Consider the following 19,786-nt stretch of genomic DNA (forward strand, 5'->3'; position numbering starts at 1 on the left):
AGTTGCGGAGCTCTTGCGGACCCAGGTGCTCAGGGCGACGCCGGCCACGCCGACGGTGACGGCGCGACGCGGCAGGGCCAGGATGGGCCGGCTGCGGTGGTCGGCGATGATCAGCATGCCGGCCCCCAGCACCCCGCTGAAGAGCGCCCCCAGCAGGGTGAAGTCGTGGGCCAGCCAGGCGAGCAGGGGGCCCGTGTCGGGGTTCAGCAGGGCCGCCACCCCCAGCAGGCAGAGGACCAGGGCCAGCCCCCCGGCCGTGCGCCAGACGCGACGCCGCCACCGGCTCGCGAGCCCTATCGCACAGCACAGCGCGACCAGCAGGGTCAGCAGCGCCGGGGTCGTGTTCAGCCTGGGCCGGCCGGTCAGCCAGGAGAGGCCGTCGTCCTCGGCCCCCGCCAGGAGGTTGTGGCCCAGGCTGTAGCCGGCGAAGAGCAGCATGCCGAGCAGCACCGCGACCCGGCAGCAGCGGCTGCCGCGCACCACGCCGGTCAGGCCGGCCCCGATCATCAGGATGGCCAGCGAGCCGTCCAGGCTGATGTCCAGCTGCGGCGGCACCGGGAACCGCGGGAAGAGGTCGAGCAGCAGGCCACCGAGGCCCATCAGCAGGCTGCCGGCCAGCAGGATCAGCAGGCTCGCCTGGAGGGCGAGGTCGCGGTTGTTGAGCTCCATCCGGTCGTCCATGTCCTGGTGTTATTGTCTTGTTCGCTGCTGCTATTGCATTGCACCAATCGGTCAGGATGGTCATCCTGAGGGGCAGGGTCCGGCTTGGCAAGCACCGTCCGCGGAGACCTTGCGGGCACTCCGTCAACCCTGGCTAAACCCTCGGATATACCTGGCGTGCCCGGCCCGGCCGATGGCCCACCTGCCCGTGTTCTCAAGCGAGGTATCGTCATGCTGCTCGAAGGATCCTGCCACTGCGGCGCGGTGCACTTTCGCGTCGACGCCCCCCACCCCTATCCCTATCAGCGCTGCTACTGCTCGATCTGCCGCAAGACCGCCGGCGGTGGCGGCTATGCCATCAACCTGGGCGCGCGTGCCGATACCCTCGAGGTGGAGGGCGCCGAGCAGACCCGGGTCTACCATGCCGTGATCGACGGCGAGGAGAGCCCGGGCGAGCGTCACTTCTGCGGCCGCTGCGGCAGCGCGCTGTGGGTCTTCGACCCGGGCTGGCCCGAACTGGTGCATCCCTTCGCCTCGGCGATCGACAGCGAGCTTCCGGTCCCCCCCGAGCGGGTTCACCTGCTGCTCGACAGCAAGGCCTCCTGGGTGGAGGTCGAGGCCCGCGACAACGACAAGTGCTTTACCGGCTACCCCGAGGAGAGCCTCGCCGAGTGGCACCGGCGCCTGGGCCTGGAACGCTAGCCGCCGGGACTGGCAGCGCGGCATGGCTGTGCCACAATGGCGCTGCCCGATGGGCGGGTCGGTCGGCACCCGGCAAAGCGATCCATGGCACGGCGAGCAATGCAAGGTGAGCAAGGCACGGTGAGAGAAGGAGCGCGGCAATGACGGAACAGGCGGCTAGCAGGGACGGGATCCCGGTGGGCATCAGCGCCTGCCTGATGGGCGAGCAGGTGCGCTACAACGGCGGGCACAAGCGTTCCCGCTACTGCCTGGAGGTCCTCCAGGACCGCTTCGCCTTCGAGCCCTTCTGCCCCGAGCTCGAGGCCGGCCTCGGCGTGCCCCGCGACCCCATCCGCCTGGTGGGGCTGCAGGGCGAGGAGCCCCGCGTGCAGGGCACCCGGGATCCGAGCCTCGACGTCACCGAGCGGCTGGCCGAGGTCAGCGAGGAGTTTGCCGCCCGCCACCGCCACCTGCGCGGCTTCATCCTGATGAAGGGCTCGCCGAGCTGCGGGCTGGAGCGGGTCAAGGTCTACCATCCCAATGGCATGCCCAGCCATGCCGACTCGGGCGCCTTCGTGCGCGCCCTGCGTCGCCACTTCCCGGAGCTGCCGCTGGAGGAGGAGGCGCGTATGAACGACCCGGTGCTGCGCGAGAATTTCATCACCCGGGTCTACGCCTTCGACGACTGGAAGCGCCGGGTGGAGGCCACCCCCAGCTATCATGCCCTGCTGCAGTTCCACAGCCGCCAGAAGTACCTGCTGATGGCCCATCACGTGGAGGCCTATCGCGAACTGGGACGTTACCTGGCCGAGTCGAGCAAGCTGCCGCTGCAGGAGGCCATGGCCCACTACCTGCAGCGCTTCATGGCGGCGCTGGGTCGGCCGGCGACCCGAAAGACCCACGCCAATGCGCTGATGCACGTGCTGGGTTACCTCCGGGAGGCGGTGGACGGCGAGACCCGCCAGGACCTGCTGGCGGCCATCGAGGACTATCGCCTGGGGCACGTGCACCTGGTGGTGCCGATTCGCCTGCTCAACCACTACGTGAAGCGCCACGGTTCCGACTATATCCGCGAGCAGACCTACCTGGACCCGCACCCCTACGAGCTGGGGCTGCGCAATACCATCTGACGGTGTTCCCGGCCCCCGGAGCTGTTTCCTCGATCAGGGCTGCCGCTCATCCCGGGTCGAGCGCAGCAGCACCCGGTCCAGGGCCCGGGTGCCGAGCAGCCGCCTGAGGGTGCCGAACAGGTGGGTCGGCAGGGTCACGTAGTAGCGTGCCCTGGGGCGCGGGCTCTCCAGGGCATGCACCAGCTTGTCGACCACCGCTTCGGCGCCGAGGGTGAAGCGCCCGCCACCGTTGTCGCCGGCGAGCCGCGCCTCGACGGCCCGGTAGGTGTCGGCATGGGCGCTGTGGGCGGTGTCGATATGCGCCTTGAAGGCGCGATAGGCGTTCTCGCGGAAGCGGCTGGTGATGGGCCCCGGCTCGATCAGGCTGACGTGGATGCCGCTGCCGGTGAGCTCCAGGCGCAGGGTGTCGGTCAGCCCCTCGAGGGCGAACTTCGAGCAGACGTAGGCGCCGCGGTAGGGCAGGGCGGCCAGGCCGAGCACCGAGCTGTTCTGCACGATGCGTCCGTGGCCCTGGCGGCGCATCGCCGGCAGCACCCGGCAGGTGAGTTCATGCGTGCCGAGCAGGTTGGTCTCCAGCTGGGCGCGCAGCACCTCGCGGCCGAGGTCCTCCACGGCCCCGGGCTGGCCGTAGGCGGCGTTGTTGAACAGCGCATCGAGCCGTCCGCCGGTCGCCTCCAGTATCGTCGCGACGCAGGCCTCGATCGAGGCGCTGTCGTCGAGCTCCAGCGCCACGGCCGTGAGTCCCGAATCCCGCAGTCCGGCCAGGTCCGCCTCGCGCCGGGCGGTGGCGAACACGCGCCAGCCGCGGCCGGCCAGGGCATGGGCGGCGGCGTGGCCGATGCCGCTGGAGCAGCCGGTGACCAGCACGCTGCGGGTATCGGGAGAGGCGGGCATCGGCGGGCTCCAGGCAGGGGGAAAGTCGGGGCCGGCGCGTCGCAGGCCGGCCCGTGCACCCCGCACTCTGTCCCCAGGCGCCTGGCCATGCAAGCCGACCACTTAGCCCCTACAATGCGCCCCTGTTCCGAGATAGCCACGCCATGCCCGATATCCTCTCCCATGCCGAGCGCTTCGCGCGACTGACCGCCCTGCTGGCCGAGTGGCAGCCGCTGTGGCGGCCCATGCCGTTCCAGCATCGCCGGGTTCCCTGGGCCGAGGCGCATCCCGACCTCGCCGACCGCCTGCGCTCACTCGATGACGATGCATGCGCACGGCTGCAGGCCGAGCCCTTCACCGCCTCTCCCCTGGCCGAGCACCTGCCGGTGGCCGAGCTCGCCGCCCTGGTCGCGCTCCCCGAGCTGCCGGCCGAGGGAGCGTGCTTGCCCGCCGCGTGGGCCGAGCACATGGGCGGGCGCAAATGGCAGCAGGTCGCGGCCTTCGTGCCCCGCATGGCCGCGTTGCCGGGGGCCTCGCTGCTGGAGTGGTGCGCGGGCAAGGGCCACCTGGCCCGGACGCTGGCGCGCCGCCTCGACCGCGAGGTCACCGGCCTGGAGTGGCAGGCCGCGCTCTGCCGCGACGGCCAGGCGCTGGCCGAGCGCCAGGGGGCCCGGGTGCAGCTGGCCCAGCAGGACGTGCTGGCCCCCGATGCCGCCCGCTGGCTCACGGCGGACACCCAGGTGGCGGCCCTGCATGCCTGCGGCGACCTGCACGGTCGGCTGATCGAGCTGGCCGCCGAGCGGGGCAGCGCCGTGACCCTGGCGCCCTGCTGCTATCACCGCACCACCGAGGCGCACTACAGGCCGTTCTCGCGATCGGGGCGCGCGCTGGTCGCCGAGCACGGCCTGTCGCTCTCCCGGGAGGACCTGGCCATGGCGGTGCAGGAGACCGTGACTGCCCCGCGCCACGTGCGCCGCCATCGCGAGCGGGCCAACGCCTGGCGGCTGGGCTTCGATGCCCTGCAGCGCCAGGTGCGGGACCGGGATGCCTACCTGCCGGTACCGAGCCTCGCCTATGGCCGCCTGCCCGAGAGCTTCGCGGGTTTCTGCCGCTGGGCCGCCGAGCGCAAGGGGCTGGACCTGCCGGCGGGCATCGACTGGCACGCCTTCGAGCAGGAGGGCCGGCGGCGCCAGGCCGAGGTCACTCGCCTGGAACTGGTCCGCCACCTCTTCCGCCGCCCGCTGGAGGTGTGGCTGGTGCTGGACCGTCAGCGCCGGCTCGAGGAGGTGGGCTTCAAGGTCGAGCTCGGCACCTTCTGTGCCCGCGAGCTGACCCCGCGCAACCTGCTGCTGCGGGCCTCGCGGGTCTAGATCGAGAGCTTCTACACTTCAGCTGTTTCCCTTGTCAGTAGGAATCCGTCCGGGAGGTGTGACATGAGCGATACCAGGACCTATCACGGCGCCTGCTTCTGCGGAGCCGTCCAGCTGAAGGTGACCGGCGAGCCGGAGGCCATGGGCTACTGCCACTGCGAGGACTGCCGACACTGGTCGGCGGGCCCGGTGAATGCCTTCACGCTCTGGAAGCCGGAGGCGGTGGAAGTGGTCCAGGGGGGCGACATCCTGGACAGCTATCACAGGACGCCGGCCAGCCTGCGCCAGTGGTGTCGCAGCTGCGGGGGCCATGTGCTGACCGAGCATCCCGGCATGGGGCTGGTCGACGTCTATGCGGCGATCCTTCCCGACCTGACCTTCGAGCCGGCCCTGCATGTCCACTATCAGGAGTCGGTGCTGCGCATTGCCGATGGCCTGCCCAAGATGCGCGACGTGCCCGCCGAGATGGGCGGCACGGGGGAGACCCTCGATGAGTGACGTGACCGGAGGGCGTCACTGCCCCTCCCGCGCCTCCAGCCAGGCTCGGAAGTAGTCCTGGATGCGCCCCAGGGTGCGGGCATACCAAGCCTCGTCCTTGGCCAGGGCGTTCTCGGCGTTCAGGGGGTGGGTGGGAATGTGCAGGCGCATGTCCACGCCGCTGTCGGGGTGGGTGGTGACGCGTACCGCCGCCGAGCGTCGGGCCGGGCCGTAGGGGATGTGGCGCGACAGGTCGGCGAGGCGGTCGGTGGTGGTGGCGAAGCGCAGGAAGTCGCGGGCCATCTCGGGGTTGGCGGCGCCGCGGGGGATCGCCCAGGTCTCGTGCTCCTGGACCTGGCCGTCCCAGAGGATCTCGATCGGCACCCCACGGTTAACCATCGCATCGAAGAAGCGGCCGTTGTAGCCCGAGGCCATCACCACCTCGCCCTCGGCCAGCAGCCGCGGCGGGACGTCGCCGGCCTCCCACCAGCGGATCTCGTCCAGCTCGTCGAGGCGCGCCAGTGTCAGGTCCAGGCCGCGCCGGGTGCTCAGCAGGCCGTAGAGCTCCTCGTGGGGCACGCGATAGGAGAGCAGCGCCCACTCCAGGTTGACCGCCGGGGTGCGCTGCAGCGCCCGAGGCCCGGGGAAGCGCCGCTGGTCGAAGAGGTCCGCGATGCTGTCGGGGCGCTTGCCGGGGAAGGCATCGCGGCGATAGGCAACCACGGTGGCGAAGATGCTGTGGGTGATAGCGCAGCGCCCGAAGCTGTCCGGCAGGAAGTCCTCCTCCGCTGGCGTGCCGTCCGGAGCCGGTGCCAGCAGCGCCGGGGAGAGCGGTTCCAGCAGCCCCTCCGCGCAGGCGGCCATGGCCTCGCTGCGGGTCATGTCGATCAGGTCCCAGGGCACCTCGCCCTCGGCCACGGCGCGGCGCAGGCCCTCGAGCCCCCCGTCGTACTGCGCCACCTCGATGGGCGTGCCGGTGGCGGCGGTATAGGGGGAGAAGAGGGCGGCCTGCTGGGCGCGCTCGTAGGCCCCGCCCCAGCTCAGCACGGTGAGGGCGTCATCGTCCGCCTGCCCGGGGTCGGCGGCGAACAGCGCCAGCCACAGTAGCGCCAACCTCGGTGCGCTCGCCGGCCACCGGCTGCGCTCACCCCGTGCCATGTTCCTCACGCCTCAGTTCGTCGCTGTGCGCCAGGTAGGCGCGGGCGATGCTCGACTCGAAGACCACGCCCCGGAAGGCGTCATCCGCGGCGGGGTCGACCACCGGCAGGGCCTCGCCGGTGACGTCCTGCAGCTCGGCCATGGCGTCCCATAGCGAGGTGTCAGGCCTCAGTACCGGCCGCGCCAGGGTTGCCACCTCGCCGACCCGCGTCGGCCCGGTCGATGATTCCCGGGCGGCCTCCAGGTCGGCCAGGCCCACGCAGCCCCGGTAGCGCCCCCGGTCATCGACCAGGTAGCCCTCGCCATGCCGGGCCCGGCACAGGGCGGTTACCGCCTCGGCCACGGGGGTCTGCGGGTGCAGGGTCACGCAGTCGTCGGTCAGGTGCTCGGCCACCGGGGTTGTGCGCAGCACGGCACGCCCGCGCCCGGCGGAGAGGTCCAGGCCGCGTTGCTCGAGCTGGATGTCGAACAGCGAGCGGCCGAAGAGCTGGGCGGCGATGGGGCTGGCCAGGGTCACGCTGGCCAGGGCGGCGGTGGTCAGTGCATAGCTGCCGGTCAGCTCGAAGACGATCAGCAGGCTGGTCAGGGGCGCGCCGATGACCGGCGAGGTCACCGCCACCATGCCGCACACGGCATAGAAGACGAAGGTCTCCTGGGGCGCGCCGCTGAACTGGCCGACCAGGCTCCCGCACAGGGCGCCGAAGAGGGTGCCGATCACCAGCGCCGGGCTGAACACCCCGCCGCTGAAGCCCATGCCCAGGCAGAGCCCCGTGGCGGCGATCTTGAGCACCAGCACCAGCAGCAGCTCGGCGCTGCCGAAGGCGCCGGCGATGGTGGCGAAGCGCAGCGTCTCCTGGCCCATGCCGAGGATGTCGGGCACCCAGAGGGCGGTGAGGCCCAGCAGGGTACCGGCCAGGGCCGGGCGCAGCGATGGCGCGAGCGTCAGGGCGCCGGCCAGGCGCGTGACCCCGAGGATGGCATGCATGTAGGCCCCGGCGACCAGCGCCCCCAGGCCGCCGATGGCCAGGAAGGCCACGAACTCCCAGGGGCGGGGCACGGCGGTCTCGGCGACGTGGAAGAGGGCGCCGCGCTCTAGCACATTGGTGGCGATCACGTAGCCGACCAGCGCCGCCGCGGCCACCGGGGCGAAGGCACGCAGCGCGTAGTGGCGCAGCACCACCTCGTGGGCGAAGACGATGCCCGCCAGGGGCGCGTTGAAGGCGGTGGCGATGGCCGCGGCCACCCCGCAGGCGATGGTGATGTTGTCGTCGGAGCGTCCCAGCCGCAGCAGCCGGGCGCCCAGTGAACCCAGGGTGGCGCCCAGGTGCACCAGGGGGCCGTACTGGCCCACCGAGGCCCCGCTGCCCAGCGAGACCAGGGCACTCAGTGCCGAGATGCTCCCCGCCCGGGCCGGCAGCCGGCCCCGGCGGGTCTGCACCGCGGCGATCACGTCGGCCGGGGCATGGGGGCGCCGTTCGGGGATCGCGCGATGCAGCTGCCCGACCACCAGGCCGCCCAGCGCCGGCACCGCGACCGTGGCGGCCAGCAGCAGGGCGGGGTGGTCGAACATCATGCGGCTGCGCGGCGAGATCAGCAGCAGCTCGTTGAGGGCCAGCACGGCGCTGACGAAGGCCACGGCGGCGAGGGCAGCGACCGCCCCGACCAGCGCCCCCAGGAGCACGAGGCCCAGGAAGCGGACCACGGCCAGCGGGCCGCGACCGGAAGCGGGGCGTGCCGGAAGGGTGTCCATTCCCAAGGTGTAGGTGGCCTCTCGGCCCAGGGCAAGTGACGCCCCGCCTGCCAAGGCTTGCCTCGGCGCCCTCCCGGGCGCGACGGGTCAGGCGGCCCGGGCGGGGTCGGCCGCGGCGAAGCGGCGGTGCAGCCAGGCGTTGATGTCGTCGGACTCGTAGAGCCACTCGTTCGAGCCGTCGTCGTGGGCGATCTTCAGGCAGGGGACCTTGACCCGCCCGCCGCCCTCTTCGAGCGCGCGGCGGTGGTCGGGGTCTTGCTGGGCATCGCGCAGCTCGATGTCAAGGCCCAGGCGGGCGATCTCCTTGCGCACCTTGATGCAGAACGGGCAGGTGCGGAACTGGTAGAGCGCCAGGTTGCGGCAGGCCTCGTCGACCCGGGCCTGTTCCTCCGGGCTGCGCTCGACGGCCTGGGGAGTGGAGAGCTTCTCGGAGACCAGCATGACCGGCGCCAGCACCAGGCGCAGGCCGCGGAAGAAGGTACGAATCAGGATTCTCATCGGCGGTGGTGATCCTCGCGGACGATGGATGGGTCAGGGGCGCCCATGATGCCTGTCGTGGCCTTCGGTTGCGAGAACGTCGACGGGCCGCGACCGGCAGGGTCGCGGCCCGTCTCGCCTCGCCTCAAGTTGGCTTGTCAGTGGTGTCGGCTGAAGTGGCCGTGCGGGCTGGCGGTCATCAGGCGGTCGAACTCGCTGCCGCTCATGTGCACCAGGGTCTCGTGGTCACCGGCCTCGAAGTAGATGTCGGGCTGGTGGCGCAGCAGGTCATCGATGTAGACCTGCAGGCCGTAGGCCTGACCCACCGGGGTGGTGGCGCCGGGGTCGCAGTCCTTGAAGCAGTCGGCGATCTCGTCCTCCGAGGCGAGTTCGACCTTCTCGTGGAAGAGCTCAGAGAGCCGCTCGAGGTCGGCGTCGCGGGTGCTCGGGAGCACGGCCAGGCGGTAGCCCGTATCGCCATGCACCATGACCGCCTTGGCCAGCTGGTTGCCGGCGATATGGGCCTGCTGGGCGATGCGGCTGGTCGTCACTTCACGCGGGTGGGGCACCTCCTCGAAGTCGATGTCACAGGCTCGGAGGTACTCCCGTATCGTCATGGGCATGCTCATGACACTTCCTCCTTCGGCCTCGCTGGGCCGGGAACAAAGGTGATTGCCTCCCTTGCGTCGATGGTGCGCTCCATTCCTTCAGCATAGCTGCTACCGACCGACGTCGGGATGCCCATAGAGGGCCGACGGATCGCCGTGTCGGGCGCTCAGCTCGCGGGGGTCGGGAAGCGTGCCAGCACCTCCCGGCGCTCGCCGTCGCGACGGATCTCCAGCGGCAGCAGGGTGCCGGGGGCCTGGCGGCCGACCACGGCGGTGAGGTCGGCGGGCTCTGCCATGGGCTGGCCGGCGGCGGTGACGATGACATCCCCCTCGGCCAGGCCGGCCGCCTCGGCCACGCTGCCGGGGGCAATGCCCTGGACGAGCACGCCCTCCGCGTGCTCGCCGATCAGCACGCCCAGGCGCGGTGGCTCGGGAGGCTGGAAGGCCGACTCGTCGCCCAGCACGTAGAGGGCATCGGCCCGGGTTGCGGGCGGCTCACAGTCGGGGCCCGGCGTCCAGGGCAGCAGGCTGCGATGGTCGCCCAGCCCGAGGTCGTCGAGCTGGTAGGGCACGCCGTCGCCGTCGGCCAGGTGCCCCTCGCCCATCAGCCCCGCCACCAGGGGGCCCTGCGCGGCGGCATCGGCCAGGGCGGTGGCCATGGCGCGGTCCCAGACCAGCTGGGCCGCGATGAAGCGCTCGAGGTCCGCCGGGTCGTCGTCGCGGTCGGCATGCTCGGCGTAGATCGCCTCCAGCGACGCCCGGTAAGCGGGCAGTGCCGGGGCCGGGGGCGTGATGCCGAAGCGCTCCTGGTCGGAGACCGCTTCCCAGCCCTCGGTGGCCAGGCGACCGCGCAGCGCGGGGGTGACGTTGAGGGCCAGCAGCGGGATCCGCTGCATGCGGGCGAAGTGGAGGATCGGCAGGTAGAGCTCGGGGTCGAAACCCCAGGCGCGGTTCCAGTCGCTCTGCTCGAGGAAGGCCGCCTCGTCGAGCTCACCGGCCACCCAGGCGTCCAGCGCCGGCTGGGCCTCGCGGGGCAGCATCTCCAGGCCGATCACCATTGCCGGGCGATGGGCATGCAGGGCCGCCAGGGTGTGGAGCTGCCAGCGGTGGTGGTCGAGGCGGTCGTGCTGTTCGCCGAGCAGTACCACGTCGCTTTCGGCGAGCTCCGCCATCAGCCCGGTCGTGGTCAGCGTCTCGCCGCCGGCGGCCTGCCATTGCCCGGGTACCGGACAGTCGTCGGCCAGGGCAGCGAGCGGCGCCAGCCAGGCCAGGGCGGTACCCAGCCAGAGGGCGCGGACGGGGAGGGAGCGGGATCGCGACATGGGCGACTCTCGGTGGAGGGGAACCCGCCCAGCCTACCCCGAGGCCCGGCGGGCGAAAAGCACCCTGGCGGTGACGGGGCCGTGGCGCCTGGGCGATACTGGCGCCGGCGTCGTCCATGGCGGGCGACCATCGACCAGCGAGGGAGAGAGGATGGGAGCGTACCGCGAAAGCGCCGCCGGCCTGGCGGCGACGCTGCTCGCCGGGCTGCTGCTCACGGGCTGTGGCGGAGAGGCGCCGGCCAGCGAGGTGCCCCTGCCGGTGCTGGCCAACAATCCCGCCGCCCATGACGACAGCCGGGTCGCCACCCGCGGCGTGGTGCGCCACTTCGAGGACCCGCTGCACTACTGGATCGAGGACGAGGACCTCAACCGGGTCGAGATCTTCCCCCACGAGCGGATCGCCCCCCACCTGGGCAAGGCCGTGCGGGTCGAGGGCCATTTCCGTTTCTCGCTCCGAGAGGGACGGCGGCTGACGCTGGAGAACGTCGAGCGCCTGGAGGGCGAATGATGGCAGCGGCAGGGAGCGCGATCCGGGAGCGACTGGGGGAGCGCCCCTCCCTACCGCCGGGGCAGGGGCGCATCGCGGCGATCGACCTGGCCCGTGGCATCGCCATCGCCCTGATGATCGTCAGCCATGCGGTGAGCGGGCTGCTGGGCATCGGCCAGGTCCCCGAGTGGGGAATGGTACCCATCCACCTGCTCACCAAGATCTCCTCGTCGCTGTTCATCACGGTGTTCGGCATCGCCCTGGCGGTGGCCTTCCTGCCGAAGACCGACGCCCCCGACTGGCCAAGGCGGCGCCTGAAACTGATGCTGCGCGGGGTCGAGGTGCTGTTCTGGTACAAGGTGCTCACCGTCGTCGAGATGCTGCCGCTCTTCGCCCCCCAGGACATCCTCGACACCCTGCTCTACCAGCGCTTCCCCATCTGGGTGGAGATACTGGGCTTCTACGCCATCGCCTTATTGTGGATCCCCTGGGTGCTGCCGCTGTGGCGCAGGATGCCGCTCTGGTCGCGGCTGGCCGTCCCGCTGGTCGTGGCGCTGCTGGCCGGCTGGCTGGAGCGCCACTTCGCCTTCTGGGGCATCGAGCCGCTCAAGGCGATCCTCGTCGAGGACGACGACCACTACACCTGGGGACAGCTCTCGCGGCTGCCGCTGGTGATGCTCGGCCTGCTGATCGGCGAGGGGGTGCTGCGCTGTCGCGAGCGCGACGCCCTGCGCCGGCGTCTGGTGCCGGCCCTGGCCGCGGTCGGCGCGGCCATGCTGCTGGGGTTTGTGGTGCTCTCGTTGCCCGAGCTCGATGCGGCGCTGATGGCGGTGGCCCGCAACGCGGGCAAGCACCCGCCCGGGCTCGCCTTCATGCTCTTCAGCCTCGGCGGGGCGCTGCTGGTGCTCGCCCTCTGTCTGGCGGGAGGCGCGCGGGCCGCGGCCTGGCTGCGTCCGGTCACGGTGGTCGGCTCGGATGCCCTGGCGGCCTTCATCTTCCATATCGTGGTGATCTTCGGGGTCTTCCGCCTGCTGCTCGAGGCCTGGCAGGCCTACGGCTATCCCCAGGTGCTGGGCATCGGCCTGGCGCTGGTGCCGGCCACCGCCGCCTGGATCGCCCTGACCCGCTGGATCCGGGCGCGGTCATGAGACGCCGGCTCGCTCACCTGGTCGGGACAGCGCTGCTCTCGCTGTGGGGGCCGCTGGGAGTCGCGTCGCCCCCCGAGTCGCGCCTGGCGGCGCTGGAGGCCGGCTTTCCCGGCGAGTTGGGCGTGCACGTCCGGGAACTCGACGGCGGACGGACCCTGGGCTGGCGGGACGAGGAGCCCTGGTACCTGGCCTCGCTGGTCAAGGTGCCGGTGGCCATCGAGCTGATGGCCCGGGTGGAGGCGGGGGAGCTGTCCCTCGACGACCGGCTGACGCTGGACGAGAGCGACTACGTGGACGGGGCGGGGCCCACCAACTGGGCGCCGCCCGGTAGCCGGCTGACGCTCGAGGCGCTGCTCGAGGCGATGCTGACGGTCAGCGACAACACCGCCACGGACATGCTGATCCGCCATCTCGGCCTCGCTTCGGTCAACGCGCGGGCCCGGGCCCTGGTGCCCGAGGGGCTGGGTCCGATCACTGCCCTGGTGGACGTGCGTCGACAGGTCTACGCTCGGTTACACCACCAGGCCTTCGCCCTGGGCGGGCTCGACTTCATCGAGCTGCAGAAGCGCGACGATGATTCGGCGCGGCTCGACTGGCTGTCGCGGCGTCTCGGAGTGCCGCATTCGGCCTGGCGGCTGCCGTCGCTGGATGCCGCCTTCGACGCCTACTATGCCGGGGCCCTCAACAGCGGCCGGCTGGATGCCTTCGCCGAGTTGCTGGCCGCGCTTGCCGAGGGGCGGGCACTGGGCCCCGATGCCACCGCGCGACTGCTGGACCTGATGGCCCGGACCCGCAGCGGGGAGCGTCGCCTCAAGGCCGGCTTCGGCCCGGCCATCTCCTTTGCCCACAAGACCGGGACCCAGCGCCGGCGGGCCTGCGATGCGGGCATCGTCGACAGCGGCGAGCGCCGCCTGGTGGTGGTCGCCTGTGTCCGCGGCGTGGCGGAGGTGGCAACGGCCGAACGCGCCCTGCGCGACATCGGGCGCGTGCTGCGCGAGCACTGGTGAGCAGGCGCTCCTCTCCTGGCGCAGGGGTGGCGGGCCTGGCCTCGTTCCCGGTTGCCGTCACGCGGGCTCCATGAAACACTGTTCTCAAAGACCCCCCTTTCCCTGATGATAGCTTCGAGCCCATGAACACCATGACCCCTTCCACGATCCCCCCCCTGGCCAGGCGCTGCCGCCCCCTGGCCCTCTCCCTCGCGCTGCTGCTCCTGCCGACCGCGGCCCTGGCCGAGCCGGAGTTGCCCCGCGGCCACTATCCGCTGCCCGAGACGGGCAACATGGTCGGCGAGGTCTATACCGTCGAGACGAGCGAGGGCCAGACCCTGCTCGACATCGCCCGTGAGCACAACGTCGGCTACGAGGAGATCCGCAACGCCAACCCCGAGGTCAGCCTCTGGGCCCCCGACCCCGGCACCGAGGTGGTGATCCCGGCGCGCTACATCCTGCCCCCGGCCAAGCGCGAGGGCGTGGTGATCAACGTGGCCGAGCTGCGCCTCTACTACTACCCGGATACCGCCGAGGGCGAGACGCCCCGGGTCGAGACCTATCCCATCGGTATCGGCCGGGAGGGCTTCAACACCCCGCTGGGCGTGACCAAGACCACCATGAAGCTCAAGGACCCGGCCTGGTACCCGCCCGAGTCGGTCCGCCAGGAGGCAAAGGAGAACGGCGAGCCGCCGCCCGAGGTGGTGCCGCCCGGCCCGGACAACCCGCTGGGCCAGCACGCCATCTTGCTCGATATCCCGGGCTACCTGATCCACGGCACCAACCGGCCGGACGGCATCGGCATGCGCGCCAGCCGCGGCTGTATCCGCATGATGCCGGAGACCATCGAGGCGCTCTTCTCGCGTATCGAGGTCGGCGAGCGGGTCAACATCATCGACATGCCGGTGAAGGTGGGCCAGGAGGGCAAGCGCCTCTACGTGCAGTCCTTCAAGCCGCTCGAGGAGCAGGAGAACGGCATGGGCGACCTGCTGGAGGCTCTCGGCCAACTGCAGGCGAACGAGGCCGCGGCCGACATTCCGGTGGACTATGCCCGGCTGCGCGAGTCGCTGGAGGCGAGCAGCTGGCAGCCGGTCGCGCTGGCGCCCCTGCCGGAAGCGGCCATCGAGCCCGAGCCGCTGCAGTGGTTCGACGAGATCCTGGCCATGCGGCCCTGGCACGGCCAGCTGGAGACCCGCCAGGAAGGGTGACGACAGCCGGAAAAGGGAATTTCCGACAACCCGGGAAGGACGCGTATGAAGACTCTGCTCGTGGGGTTCCTGTCACTGCTGCTGCTGGCCGTCGCCTGCCCGGGCGTGGCCCAGGAGGAGGGCGAGGAGACACGCTGGTTCAGCGTCGATGAGCTGAATGCCGGCCTGGGCGAGCCTCCCGACGAGGTCGAGCGCAAGACGCCGCGGGACGCGGTACGCAGCTTCATGGAATTGACCGACGAGAAGGACTATGCGGCCGCTGCCCACCTCCTCAACCTGCTCGACCTGGCCCCCGAGGAGCAGGCCGCGCGAGGCGCCGTGCTGGCCAGGCAGCTCGCCGAGGTCCTCCAGCGGGGAGAGTGGCTCGACATCTCCGGCCTTTCCGCGCGTCAGGATGCCATGGTCGAGGACACCTCGGGGGATAGCCCTCGCGCGGGTCAGACCCGCCGCAACCTGAAGCTCGCCACCCTCGAGGCCGACGGGCAGAGCTACGAGGTGCGCGTGGCCCGCTATCGGGCCGGCGAGCAGGACCCCGTCTGGCTGATCGCCCCGGAGACGATCACCGCGATCCCCAAGCTCTACGAGATATATGGCCCCTCCTGGCTGGAGGGCCATATCCCGGAGCGCCTCCATACCTCCATCGGCGTGCTGAAGCTATGGGAGTGGCTCGCCATCCCGCTCTTCCTGGTCATCACCGGGGCGGTGGGGTGGTTCATCCATGCCCTGATGGGCCTGCTGACCCGCAGCCTGCCCGCGGGACTTGCCAGCGTCTTCGCGCAGATGATCCGGCTGCCCCTGGCCTTCATCGCCATGTCGCTGCTGGCGCAATGGCTGCTCGACTATGTGGTCTCCTTCTCGGGCATGGTCACCGCCACCCTGGGGGTGCTGCTGACCATCATCATGGCCTGGGGCGTGGGCCTGATCGCGGTGCGGCTCGTGGATACCCTGCTGATCAGGATGACGCGTCGCCTGGTGGGCGAGATCGACGACACCAGTCACCGCGACGATCGCAAGTTGCTGACCACCCTCTATGCGCTGCGTCGAGCGGTGATCCTGGTCACCGTGCTGGTCGTGGTGATCTATGTGATCGCCCAGGTCAGCCTCTTCGAGACCCTCGGCATGTCCCTGCTGGCCTCGGCCAGTGTGGCGACGGTGCTGGTGGGGATCGCGGGCCAGGCCGTGCTCGGCAATATCCTGGCCTCCTTCCAGGTCTCCCTGACCAAGCCGATCCGCATCGGCGACCTGGTGGTCTTCGAGGGCCGATGGAGTTACGTGGAAGCCATCTACTACACCTTCATCCGCCTGCGGACCTGGGACGAGCGGCGCCTGGTCGTGCCGGTGAAGTACTTCGTCTCCCAGCCCTACGAAAACCTCTCCTCGAAGAATGCCAAGCACTACCGGAGCATCGTGCTGACCCTGCACCTCAGCGCCGACGTGGCGACCCTCAGGGAGCGGTTCGAGGCGTTCGCGAAGGAGGACGAGAATGTCATCGACCACCACAAGCTGGCCTGCCTGGTCACGGGTCAGCACGAGGCCACCCAGGAGATCACCTGCTACCTGATGGGGCCCGAGCCCATCGCCGCCTGGGAAGCCGAGATGAAGATCCGCGAGAAGCTGCTGGCCTTCATCCGCGACCATCATCCGCAGTGGTGGCCCAGGGAGGTGGTGGTGCTCAGCCACCACGACATCGCCCGGGGCGACACCCCGGCCAAGCGCCGGATCCGGCGGCCGGCCACGGTGCAGGAGGTCGACGAGACGCCGTCTCCCGGGGGCGAGCCATCGCCCGAATAGGCCGGCGGGGGTAACCCCGATCGTGCCCCTCGGCGCCATTCTGAAGGGCCGTCCGGTGCTGCCGGACGGCCCAGTTTCTGTCGCCTTCTCTTGTCGCCTTGTCAGGGACGACAGACGAAGTAGTCGTTCTGGATGTCGTGCTCCAGCTGGTGGACCCGGATGTCGCGGAAGCCCGCCTCCTCAAGGTAGGCCAGGGCCCGCTCGCGGCCCCACATGGTGCCGAGCCCCTCGCCGCCCTGGGCCAGCGAGACCGTCATGCAGTGGCTCACCGAGACGGCATAGAGCATCGTCCCCAGCGGGTGGTCGCGATCCAGGTGGTGGTGGCTCGAGGCGTGGATGTCCTGGACCAGGTAGACGCCGTCCGGCGCCAGGCTGCGATGGATGCCGGCGAGCAGGCGACGCGGCTGGGCCTGGTCATGGATGCCGTCGAAGGTGGTCACCAGGTCGAAGGCACCGGGCTTGGCGGTGGCATCGAAGTCGCTCAGGTCGCGCACCTCGAAGGCCAGGTTGTCGAGCCCGGCGCGCTCGGCCAGCTGCCGGCTGGTGAGGGGCGCCTGGCCGGCCAGGGCCTCGAAGAGGCCGGTGCGGTGGCTGATGGCGGTGAGCAGCATCAGCCCGCTCTCGTTCAGGGCATTGACCAGTCGGGCCTCGAAGGCGCCGCTGTCGGCCTCGGCCACGGAAAGTGAATGGACGTTGCACATGGGGGTTCTCCTGTTTGTTGTTGGGGTGCAGGAGAACGGTACGGCGGAAGAGGAGCGTCAACGAAAGGGGAATGCGCCGCAAAGGGGTGTTTTCTGCCATGACCACGCTATCCACCACGCAAGTCGCCATCCTGGCGGTACCCGAGACTACCGCCAGCACCCTGTATGGCATGTTCGACCTCTTCGGGTCGGCCGGCCGCGACTGGGGCCTGCTGATGCACGGTCATCCCGGTGCGCCGCTGCTGCAGCCGCTGATCGTCTCCCGCGACGGTCGCGGCTTTCGCAACCGCAACGGGGCCTGGATCGAGCCGGACGCGGCCCTGGCCGACTGTCGGGCGCCGACGGCCATCTGCATTCCCAACCTGCTGGTGGTGCCCGGCGCTGAGCTCTCGGGGCACTACGACCCGGAGCTGGCCTGGCTGCTGGCCTGCCATGGTCGCGGGGCCTGGCTGGCCGCGGCCTGCACCGGCTCACTGCTGCTCGCCGAGTCGGGGCTGCTCGCCGGGCAGGACGCCACCACCCACTGGGCCTACTGCGATGCCCTGGCTCGCCAGCATCCGGAGGTGTGCGTGCATGCCCATCGCGCCCTGGTGGTCAGTGGCGAAGGGGGCCGGCTGATCATGGCCGGCGGTGGCACCACCTGGATCGACCTGGCGCTGTTCCTGGTGGCGCGGCTGGTGGGGGTGGACGAGGCGATGCACCTGTCGCGGATCTTCCTGATCGACTGGCACCACGAGGGCCAGCAGCCCTATGCGGCCCTGACTTCCGCCCGACAGCTGGAGGACGCGCTGATCAGCGAGGCCCAGGTGTGGGTCGCCCGGCACTACGACACCCACTCGCCGGTGGCCGGCATGGTCCGCCGCAGCGGGCTGACCGAGCGCTCCTTCAAGCGTCGCTTCAAGGCCGCTACCGGCATGACGCCCATGGACTATGTGCATACCCTGCGCCTCGAGGAGGCCAAGCAGATCCTGGAAAGCGGCGACGAGCCCATCGAGGCGGTGGCCGAGCAGGTCGGCTACGCGGACCCGAGCTTCTTCCGGCGGCTGTTCGGCCGGCGCGTGGGGCTCACCCCACGAGCGTATCGCCGGCGTTTCCGCGGCCTGCGCCTGACGCTGCAGTGACCCTCGCGCCGCCCCTCAGGCTCGTGGACTGTCCGCGTCCGGCGCCGGGTCGCTCTCCTCGCGCCTGGCGGGGCGGCGCGCCATCACGGTGATTTCCACATGGGCGCCGCCGTAGAGGCGGGGCGACTGGGTGCAGGTGCGCGCCGGGTAGCGATGGGCGTCGAAGAACTCGGCGTAGGCGGCGTCCATGTCGCGGATCATGTCCAGGTCGGTGATGTGCACGTCGACCCGCACCACGTCCGCCATGTCGCAGCCGGCGGAAGCCAGCATGCGCTGGAGGCTGCGCATCACCAGGCGGGTCTCCTCGGCCATGTCGCCGATCACCGTCTCGCCGCCCTGGATATCCTCGGCGGTGAGCCCCGAGAGGAAGACGTAGTCGTCGTCGATCACCATATGGCTGCCGGGAAAGAGCGGCAGGGGCAGGGTGGCATCGTTGTGGTATTGCGGCATGGTGGCGCACTCCGGGCGGGTGAATCGGCATCTGGTCAAGCGTCGTCCAGACGCCCACGGATTTCCATCCCCGGGCGCCTCCCTTGCCGGTCTCCCGGCCCGGTGCGATGCTCCTGCTCATCGACGATAAAGCCCCCGCTGACCCCGTGCCGTTGCCCGTGCGGCGCTTTCGCGCCTGGCGGCTAAGCTTGCAGTGAGCATCCCGGGCGAGACAGCCAGCGTCATGAACCACGATGCCACCATCGAACGGCTCTATCGCCAGCACTCGCGGCGTGTGCTGGCGACGCTGATTCGCCTGCTCGGCGACTTCGAGCTGGCGGAGGAGGCGCTCCAGGAGGCCTTCATGGCCGCCGTGCAGCAGTGGCCGGCGCAGGGCGTGCCGGAGCATCCTGCCGCCTGGCTGATCCGCACCGGCCATCGGCGCGGCATCGACCAGATTCGCCGCCGCCAGACCTCCCGCCAGCATGCCCATCTCGTGGCGCCCGATGAACCGGCGGCGAGCCTCGACGAGCGCAGCATCCAGCACGACCCGCTGAGGCTGCTCTTCACCTGCTGTCACCCCGACCTGGCCCTGGACGAGCGGGTGGCCCTGACCCTGCGCGAGATGTGCGGGCTGACCACCGAGCAGGTGGCCAGGGCGCTGCTGCAAAGGCCCGCCACCCTGGCCCAGCGCATCGTGCGGGCCAAGCGCAGGATCCGCGACGCCGGCATTCCCTACGAGGTCCCGGATGCCAGGGAGCTGCCGGGGCGACTGCCCGCTGTCCTGCGGGTTATCTACCTGGTGTTCAACGAGGGCTACTCGCAGAGTACCGGCGATGCCCTGGTCGACGTCAGCCTCTCGGCCGAGGCCATGGAGCTGGCCCAGGCGCTGGTGCGACTGCTGCCCGAGGGGGAGGTGTACGGCCTGCTGGCGCTGATGTGGCTCCACGACGCCCGGCGCGACGCCCGCCAGGGCCCGGGCGGGGAGCTGGTCCCCCTGGAGGAGCAGGACCGTGGCCGCTGGGACCGGAGACGTATCCGCGATGGCATGGCGCATCTTGGCCAGGCGCTGGCGCTGACGCCCACCGGCCCCTATACGTTGCAGGCCTCGATCGCCGCCGAGCATGTCCGCGCGTCCCGCGCCGAGGCGACCGACTGGGGACGGATCGTGATGCTCTACGAGGCGCTTTATCGCCAGCAGCCCTCGCCGGTGATCGCCCTCAACCGGGCGGCGGCGGTGGCCATGCGCGACGGCCCGGAGGCCGGCCTGCGCCTGCTGGAGGCGCTGGAGGCCCACAAGGCGATCGTCACCCAGAATGGAAAGAACCTCGTCCAGACGTTTCCCAAAAAGTGTCCCTGAAAACCGGAAACTTACCCCGCTTTCTTTCTCTTTCCTGAGGTCATCAACT

Annotated in this window: 19 protein-coding genes and 1 pseudogene; 11 read left to right on the forward strand and 9 right to left on the reverse strand. The window is 70.7% G+C overall.

Annotated elements, in window-relative coordinates; genetic code table 11:
- A pseudogene (locus tag SCI24_RS15000) lies at positions 1–681 on the reverse strand (hypothetical protein); the annotation flags it as partial.
- Positions 682–891: 210 nt separating this feature from the next.
- Here SCI24_RS15000 and SCI24_RS15005 point away from each other — a divergent pair.
- Together SCI24_RS15005 and SCI24_RS15010 are read left to right on the forward strand one after the other, a co-directional pair.
- Positions 892–1,362, forward strand: coding sequence for a GFA family protein (locus tag SCI24_RS15005; RefSeq protein ID WP_318726143.1), 471 nt, complete (start codon positions 892–894; stop codon positions 1,360–1,362).
- A 140-nt stretch (positions 1,363–1,502) separates the two neighbouring features.
- Positions 1,503–2,471 carry a DUF523 and DUF1722 domain-containing protein gene (locus SCI24_RS15010; protein WP_318726144.1) on the forward strand — a complete coding sequence of 323 codons (969 nt, stop codon included), beginning with the start codon at positions 1,503–1,505 and terminating at the stop codon, positions 2,469–2,471.
- 33 nt (positions 2,472–2,504) lie between these two features.
- Here SCI24_RS15010 and SCI24_RS15015 read toward each other — a convergent pair whose 3' ends face one another.
- Positions 2,505–3,365, reverse strand: coding sequence for an SDR family oxidoreductase (locus tag SCI24_RS15015; RefSeq protein ID WP_318726145.1), 861 nt, complete (start codon positions 3,363–3,365; stop codon positions 2,505–2,507).
- 143 nt (positions 3,366–3,508) lie between these two features.
- Here SCI24_RS15015 and SCI24_RS15020 point away from each other — a divergent pair, with 143 nt between their 5' ends.
- Together SCI24_RS15020 and SCI24_RS15025 are read left to right on the forward strand one after the other, a co-directional pair.
- Positions 3,509–4,714 (forward strand): methyltransferase, encoded by a 1,206-nt coding sequence (locus SCI24_RS15020; RefSeq protein ID WP_318726146.1) that lies wholly within the window; start codon positions 3,509–3,511, stop codon positions 4,712–4,714.
- A 63-nt stretch (positions 4,715–4,777) separates the two neighbouring features.
- Positions 4,778–5,212, forward strand: a complete 435-nt coding sequence (locus tag SCI24_RS15025; RefSeq protein ID WP_318726147.1) for a GFA family protein — start codon at positions 4,778–4,780, stop codon at positions 5,210–5,212.
- Positions 5,213–5,227: 15 nt separating this feature from the next.
- On the opposite strand, the gene SCI24_RS15030 is transcribed toward SCI24_RS15025, so the two are convergent.
- From SCI24_RS15030 to SCI24_RS15050, 5 genes are all read right to left on the reverse strand, one after another.
- Entirely contained in the window at positions 5,228–6,304 is a 1,077-nt protein-coding gene (locus tag SCI24_RS15030; protein ID WP_318726148.1) for an extracellular solute-binding protein, read from the reverse strand.
- Between the two features lie 31 nt (positions 6,305–6,335).
- Positions 6,336–8,099 (reverse strand): chloride channel protein, encoded by a 1,764-nt coding sequence (locus SCI24_RS15035; RefSeq protein ID WP_318726149.1) that lies wholly within the window; start codon positions 8,097–8,099, stop codon positions 6,336–6,338.
- An 87-nt stretch (positions 8,100–8,186) separates the two neighbouring features.
- Entirely contained in the window at positions 8,187–8,597 is a 411-nt protein-coding gene (locus tag SCI24_RS15040) for a glutaredoxin (protein WP_318726150.1), read from the reverse strand.
- Positions 8,598–8,734: 137 nt separating this feature from the next.
- Complete coding sequence (locus tag SCI24_RS15045; protein ID WP_318726151.1) at positions 8,735–9,205, reverse strand: YbaK/EbsC family protein; 471 nt, start codon at positions 9,203–9,205, stop codon at positions 8,735–8,737.
- Between the two features lie 146 nt (positions 9,206–9,351).
- Entirely contained in the window at positions 9,352–10,506 is a 1,155-nt protein-coding gene (locus tag SCI24_RS15050) for a ChaN family lipoprotein (protein WP_318726152.1), read from the reverse strand.
- A 151-nt stretch (positions 10,507–10,657) separates the two neighbouring features.
- Between SCI24_RS15050 and SCI24_RS15055 the strand changes: the two genes are divergently transcribed.
- The 5 genes from SCI24_RS15055 (at position 10,658) to SCI24_RS15075 (ending at position 16,126) form a co-directional block, all read left to right on the forward strand.
- Positions 10,658–11,014 carry a hypothetical protein gene (locus tag SCI24_RS15055; RefSeq protein WP_318726153.1) on the forward strand — a complete coding sequence of 119 codons (357 nt, stop codon included), beginning with the start codon at positions 10,658–10,660 and terminating at the stop codon, positions 11,012–11,014.
- Entirely contained in the window at positions 11,014–12,141 is a 1,128-nt protein-coding gene (locus SCI24_RS15060) for an acyltransferase family protein (RefSeq protein ID WP_318726154.1), read from the forward strand. Before SCI24_RS15055 ends, SCI24_RS15060 begins: the two co-directional genes overlap by 1 nt.
- Positions 12,138–13,148: a serine hydrolase gene (locus tag SCI24_RS15065; RefSeq protein ID WP_318726155.1), complete on the forward strand. Its 1,011-nt coding sequence runs from the start codon at positions 12,138–12,140 to the stop codon at positions 13,146–13,148. The genes SCI24_RS15060 and SCI24_RS15065 overlap by 4 nt, the downstream gene beginning before the upstream one ends.
- A 131-nt stretch (positions 13,149–13,279) precedes the next feature.
- A complete protein-coding gene (locus SCI24_RS15070; RefSeq protein WP_318726156.1) occupies positions 13,280–14,335 on the forward strand; it encodes a L,D-transpeptidase family protein in 1,056 nt (351 codons plus the stop codon).
- Between the two features lie 45 nt (positions 14,336–14,380).
- A complete protein-coding gene (locus SCI24_RS15075) occupies positions 14,381–16,126 on the forward strand; it encodes a mechanosensitive ion channel family protein (protein WP_318726157.1) in 1,746 nt (581 codons plus the stop codon).
- 101 nt (positions 16,127–16,227) lie between these two features.
- Here the strand turns inward: SCI24_RS15075 and SCI24_RS15080 are convergent, their stop codons facing one another.
- Positions 16,228–16,827: a class I SAM-dependent methyltransferase gene (locus SCI24_RS15080; RefSeq protein WP_318726158.1), complete on the reverse strand. Its 600-nt coding sequence runs from the start codon at positions 16,825–16,827 to the stop codon at positions 16,228–16,230.
- A gap of 98 nt (positions 16,828–16,925) precedes the next feature.
- Here SCI24_RS15080 and SCI24_RS15085 point away from each other — a divergent pair, with 98 nt between their 5' ends.
- A complete protein-coding gene (locus SCI24_RS15085; protein WP_318726159.1) occupies positions 16,926–17,948 on the forward strand; it encodes a GlxA family transcriptional regulator in 1,023 nt (340 codons plus the stop codon).
- Positions 17,949–17,963: 15 nt separating this feature from the next.
- Here SCI24_RS15085 and SCI24_RS15090 read toward each other — a convergent pair whose 3' ends face one another.
- Complete coding sequence (locus tag SCI24_RS15090; protein ID WP_318726160.1) at positions 17,964–18,398, reverse strand: RidA family protein; 435 nt, start codon at positions 18,396–18,398, stop codon at positions 17,964–17,966.
- Positions 18,399–18,621: 223 nt separating this feature from the next.
- Between SCI24_RS15090 and SCI24_RS15095 the strand changes: the two genes are divergently transcribed.
- On the forward strand, positions 18,622–19,737 hold the full coding sequence (locus SCI24_RS15095; RefSeq protein WP_318726161.1) for an RNA polymerase sigma factor: 1,116 nt from the start codon (positions 18,622–18,624) through the stop codon (positions 19,735–19,737).
- Positions 19,738–19,786: the final 49 nt, after the last annotated feature.

The organism is Halomonas sp., from assembly GCF_033549285.1.
Taxonomy (GTDB): domain Bacteria; phylum Pseudomonadota; class Gammaproteobacteria; order Pseudomonadales; family Halomonadaceae; genus Halomonas.

What these genes read in the sequence shown, in the direction of transcription:
- SCI24_RS15005 (WP_318726143.1), top strand. Translation starts at nt 892, where the DNA reads ATGCTGCTCGAAGGATCCTGCCACTGCGGCGCGGTGCACTTTCGCGTC.
- SCI24_RS15010 (WP_318726144.1), top strand. Translation starts at nt 1,503, where the DNA reads ATGACGGAACAGGCGGCTAGCAGGGACGGGATCCCGGTGGGCATCAGC.
- SCI24_RS15015 (WP_318726145.1), bottom strand. Translation starts at nt 3,365, where the DNA reads ATGCCCGCCTCTCCCGATACCCGCAGCGTGCTGGTCACCGGCTGCTCC.
- SCI24_RS15020 (WP_318726146.1), top strand. Translation starts at nt 3,509, where the DNA reads ATGCCCGATATCCTCTCCCATGCCGAGCGCTTCGCGCGACTGACCGCC.
- SCI24_RS15025 (WP_318726147.1), top strand. Translation starts at nt 4,778, where the DNA reads ATGAGCGATACCAGGACCTATCACGGCGCCTGCTTCTGCGGAGCCGTC.
- SCI24_RS15035 (WP_318726149.1), bottom strand. Translation starts at nt 8,099, where the DNA reads ATGGACACCCTTCCGGCACGCCCCGCTTCCGGTCGCGGCCCGCTGGCC.
- SCI24_RS15040 (WP_318726150.1), bottom strand. Translation starts at nt 8,597, where the DNA reads ATGAGAATCCTGATTCGTACCTTCTTCCGCGGCCTGCGCCTGGTGCTG.
- SCI24_RS15045 (WP_318726151.1), bottom strand. Translation starts at nt 9,205, where the DNA reads ATGAGCATGCCCATGACGATACGGGAGTACCTCCGAGCCTGTGACATC.
- SCI24_RS15050 (WP_318726152.1), bottom strand. Translation starts at nt 10,506, where the DNA reads ATGTCGCGATCCCGCTCCCTCCCCGTCCGCGCCCTCTGGCTGGGTACC.
- SCI24_RS15055 (WP_318726153.1), top strand. Translation starts at nt 10,658, where the DNA reads ATGGGAGCGTACCGCGAAAGCGCCGCCGGCCTGGCGGCGACGCTGCTC.
- SCI24_RS15060 (WP_318726154.1), top strand. Translation starts at nt 11,014, where the DNA reads ATGGCAGCGGCAGGGAGCGCGATCCGGGAGCGACTGGGGGAGCGCCCC.
- SCI24_RS15065 (WP_318726155.1), top strand. Translation starts at nt 12,138, where the DNA reads ATGAGACGCCGGCTCGCTCACCTGGTCGGGACAGCGCTGCTCTCGCTG.
- SCI24_RS15070 (WP_318726156.1), top strand. Translation starts at nt 13,280, where the DNA reads ATGACCCCTTCCACGATCCCCCCCCTGGCCAGGCGCTGCCGCCCCCTG.
- SCI24_RS15075 (WP_318726157.1), top strand. Translation starts at nt 14,381, where the DNA reads ATGAAGACTCTGCTCGTGGGGTTCCTGTCACTGCTGCTGCTGGCCGTC.
- SCI24_RS15080 (WP_318726158.1), bottom strand. Translation starts at nt 16,827, where the DNA reads ATGTGCAACGTCCATTCACTTTCCGTGGCCGAGGCCGACAGCGGCGCC.
- SCI24_RS15085 (WP_318726159.1), top strand. Translation starts at nt 16,926, where the DNA reads ATGACCACGCTATCCACCACGCAAGTCGCCATCCTGGCGGTACCCGAG.
- SCI24_RS15090 (WP_318726160.1), bottom strand. Translation starts at nt 18,398, where the DNA reads ATGCCGCAATACCACAACGATGCCACCCTGCCCCTGCCGCTCTTTCCC.
- SCI24_RS15095 (WP_318726161.1), top strand. Translation starts at nt 18,622, where the DNA reads ATGAACCACGATGCCACCATCGAACGGCTCTATCGCCAGCACTCGCGG.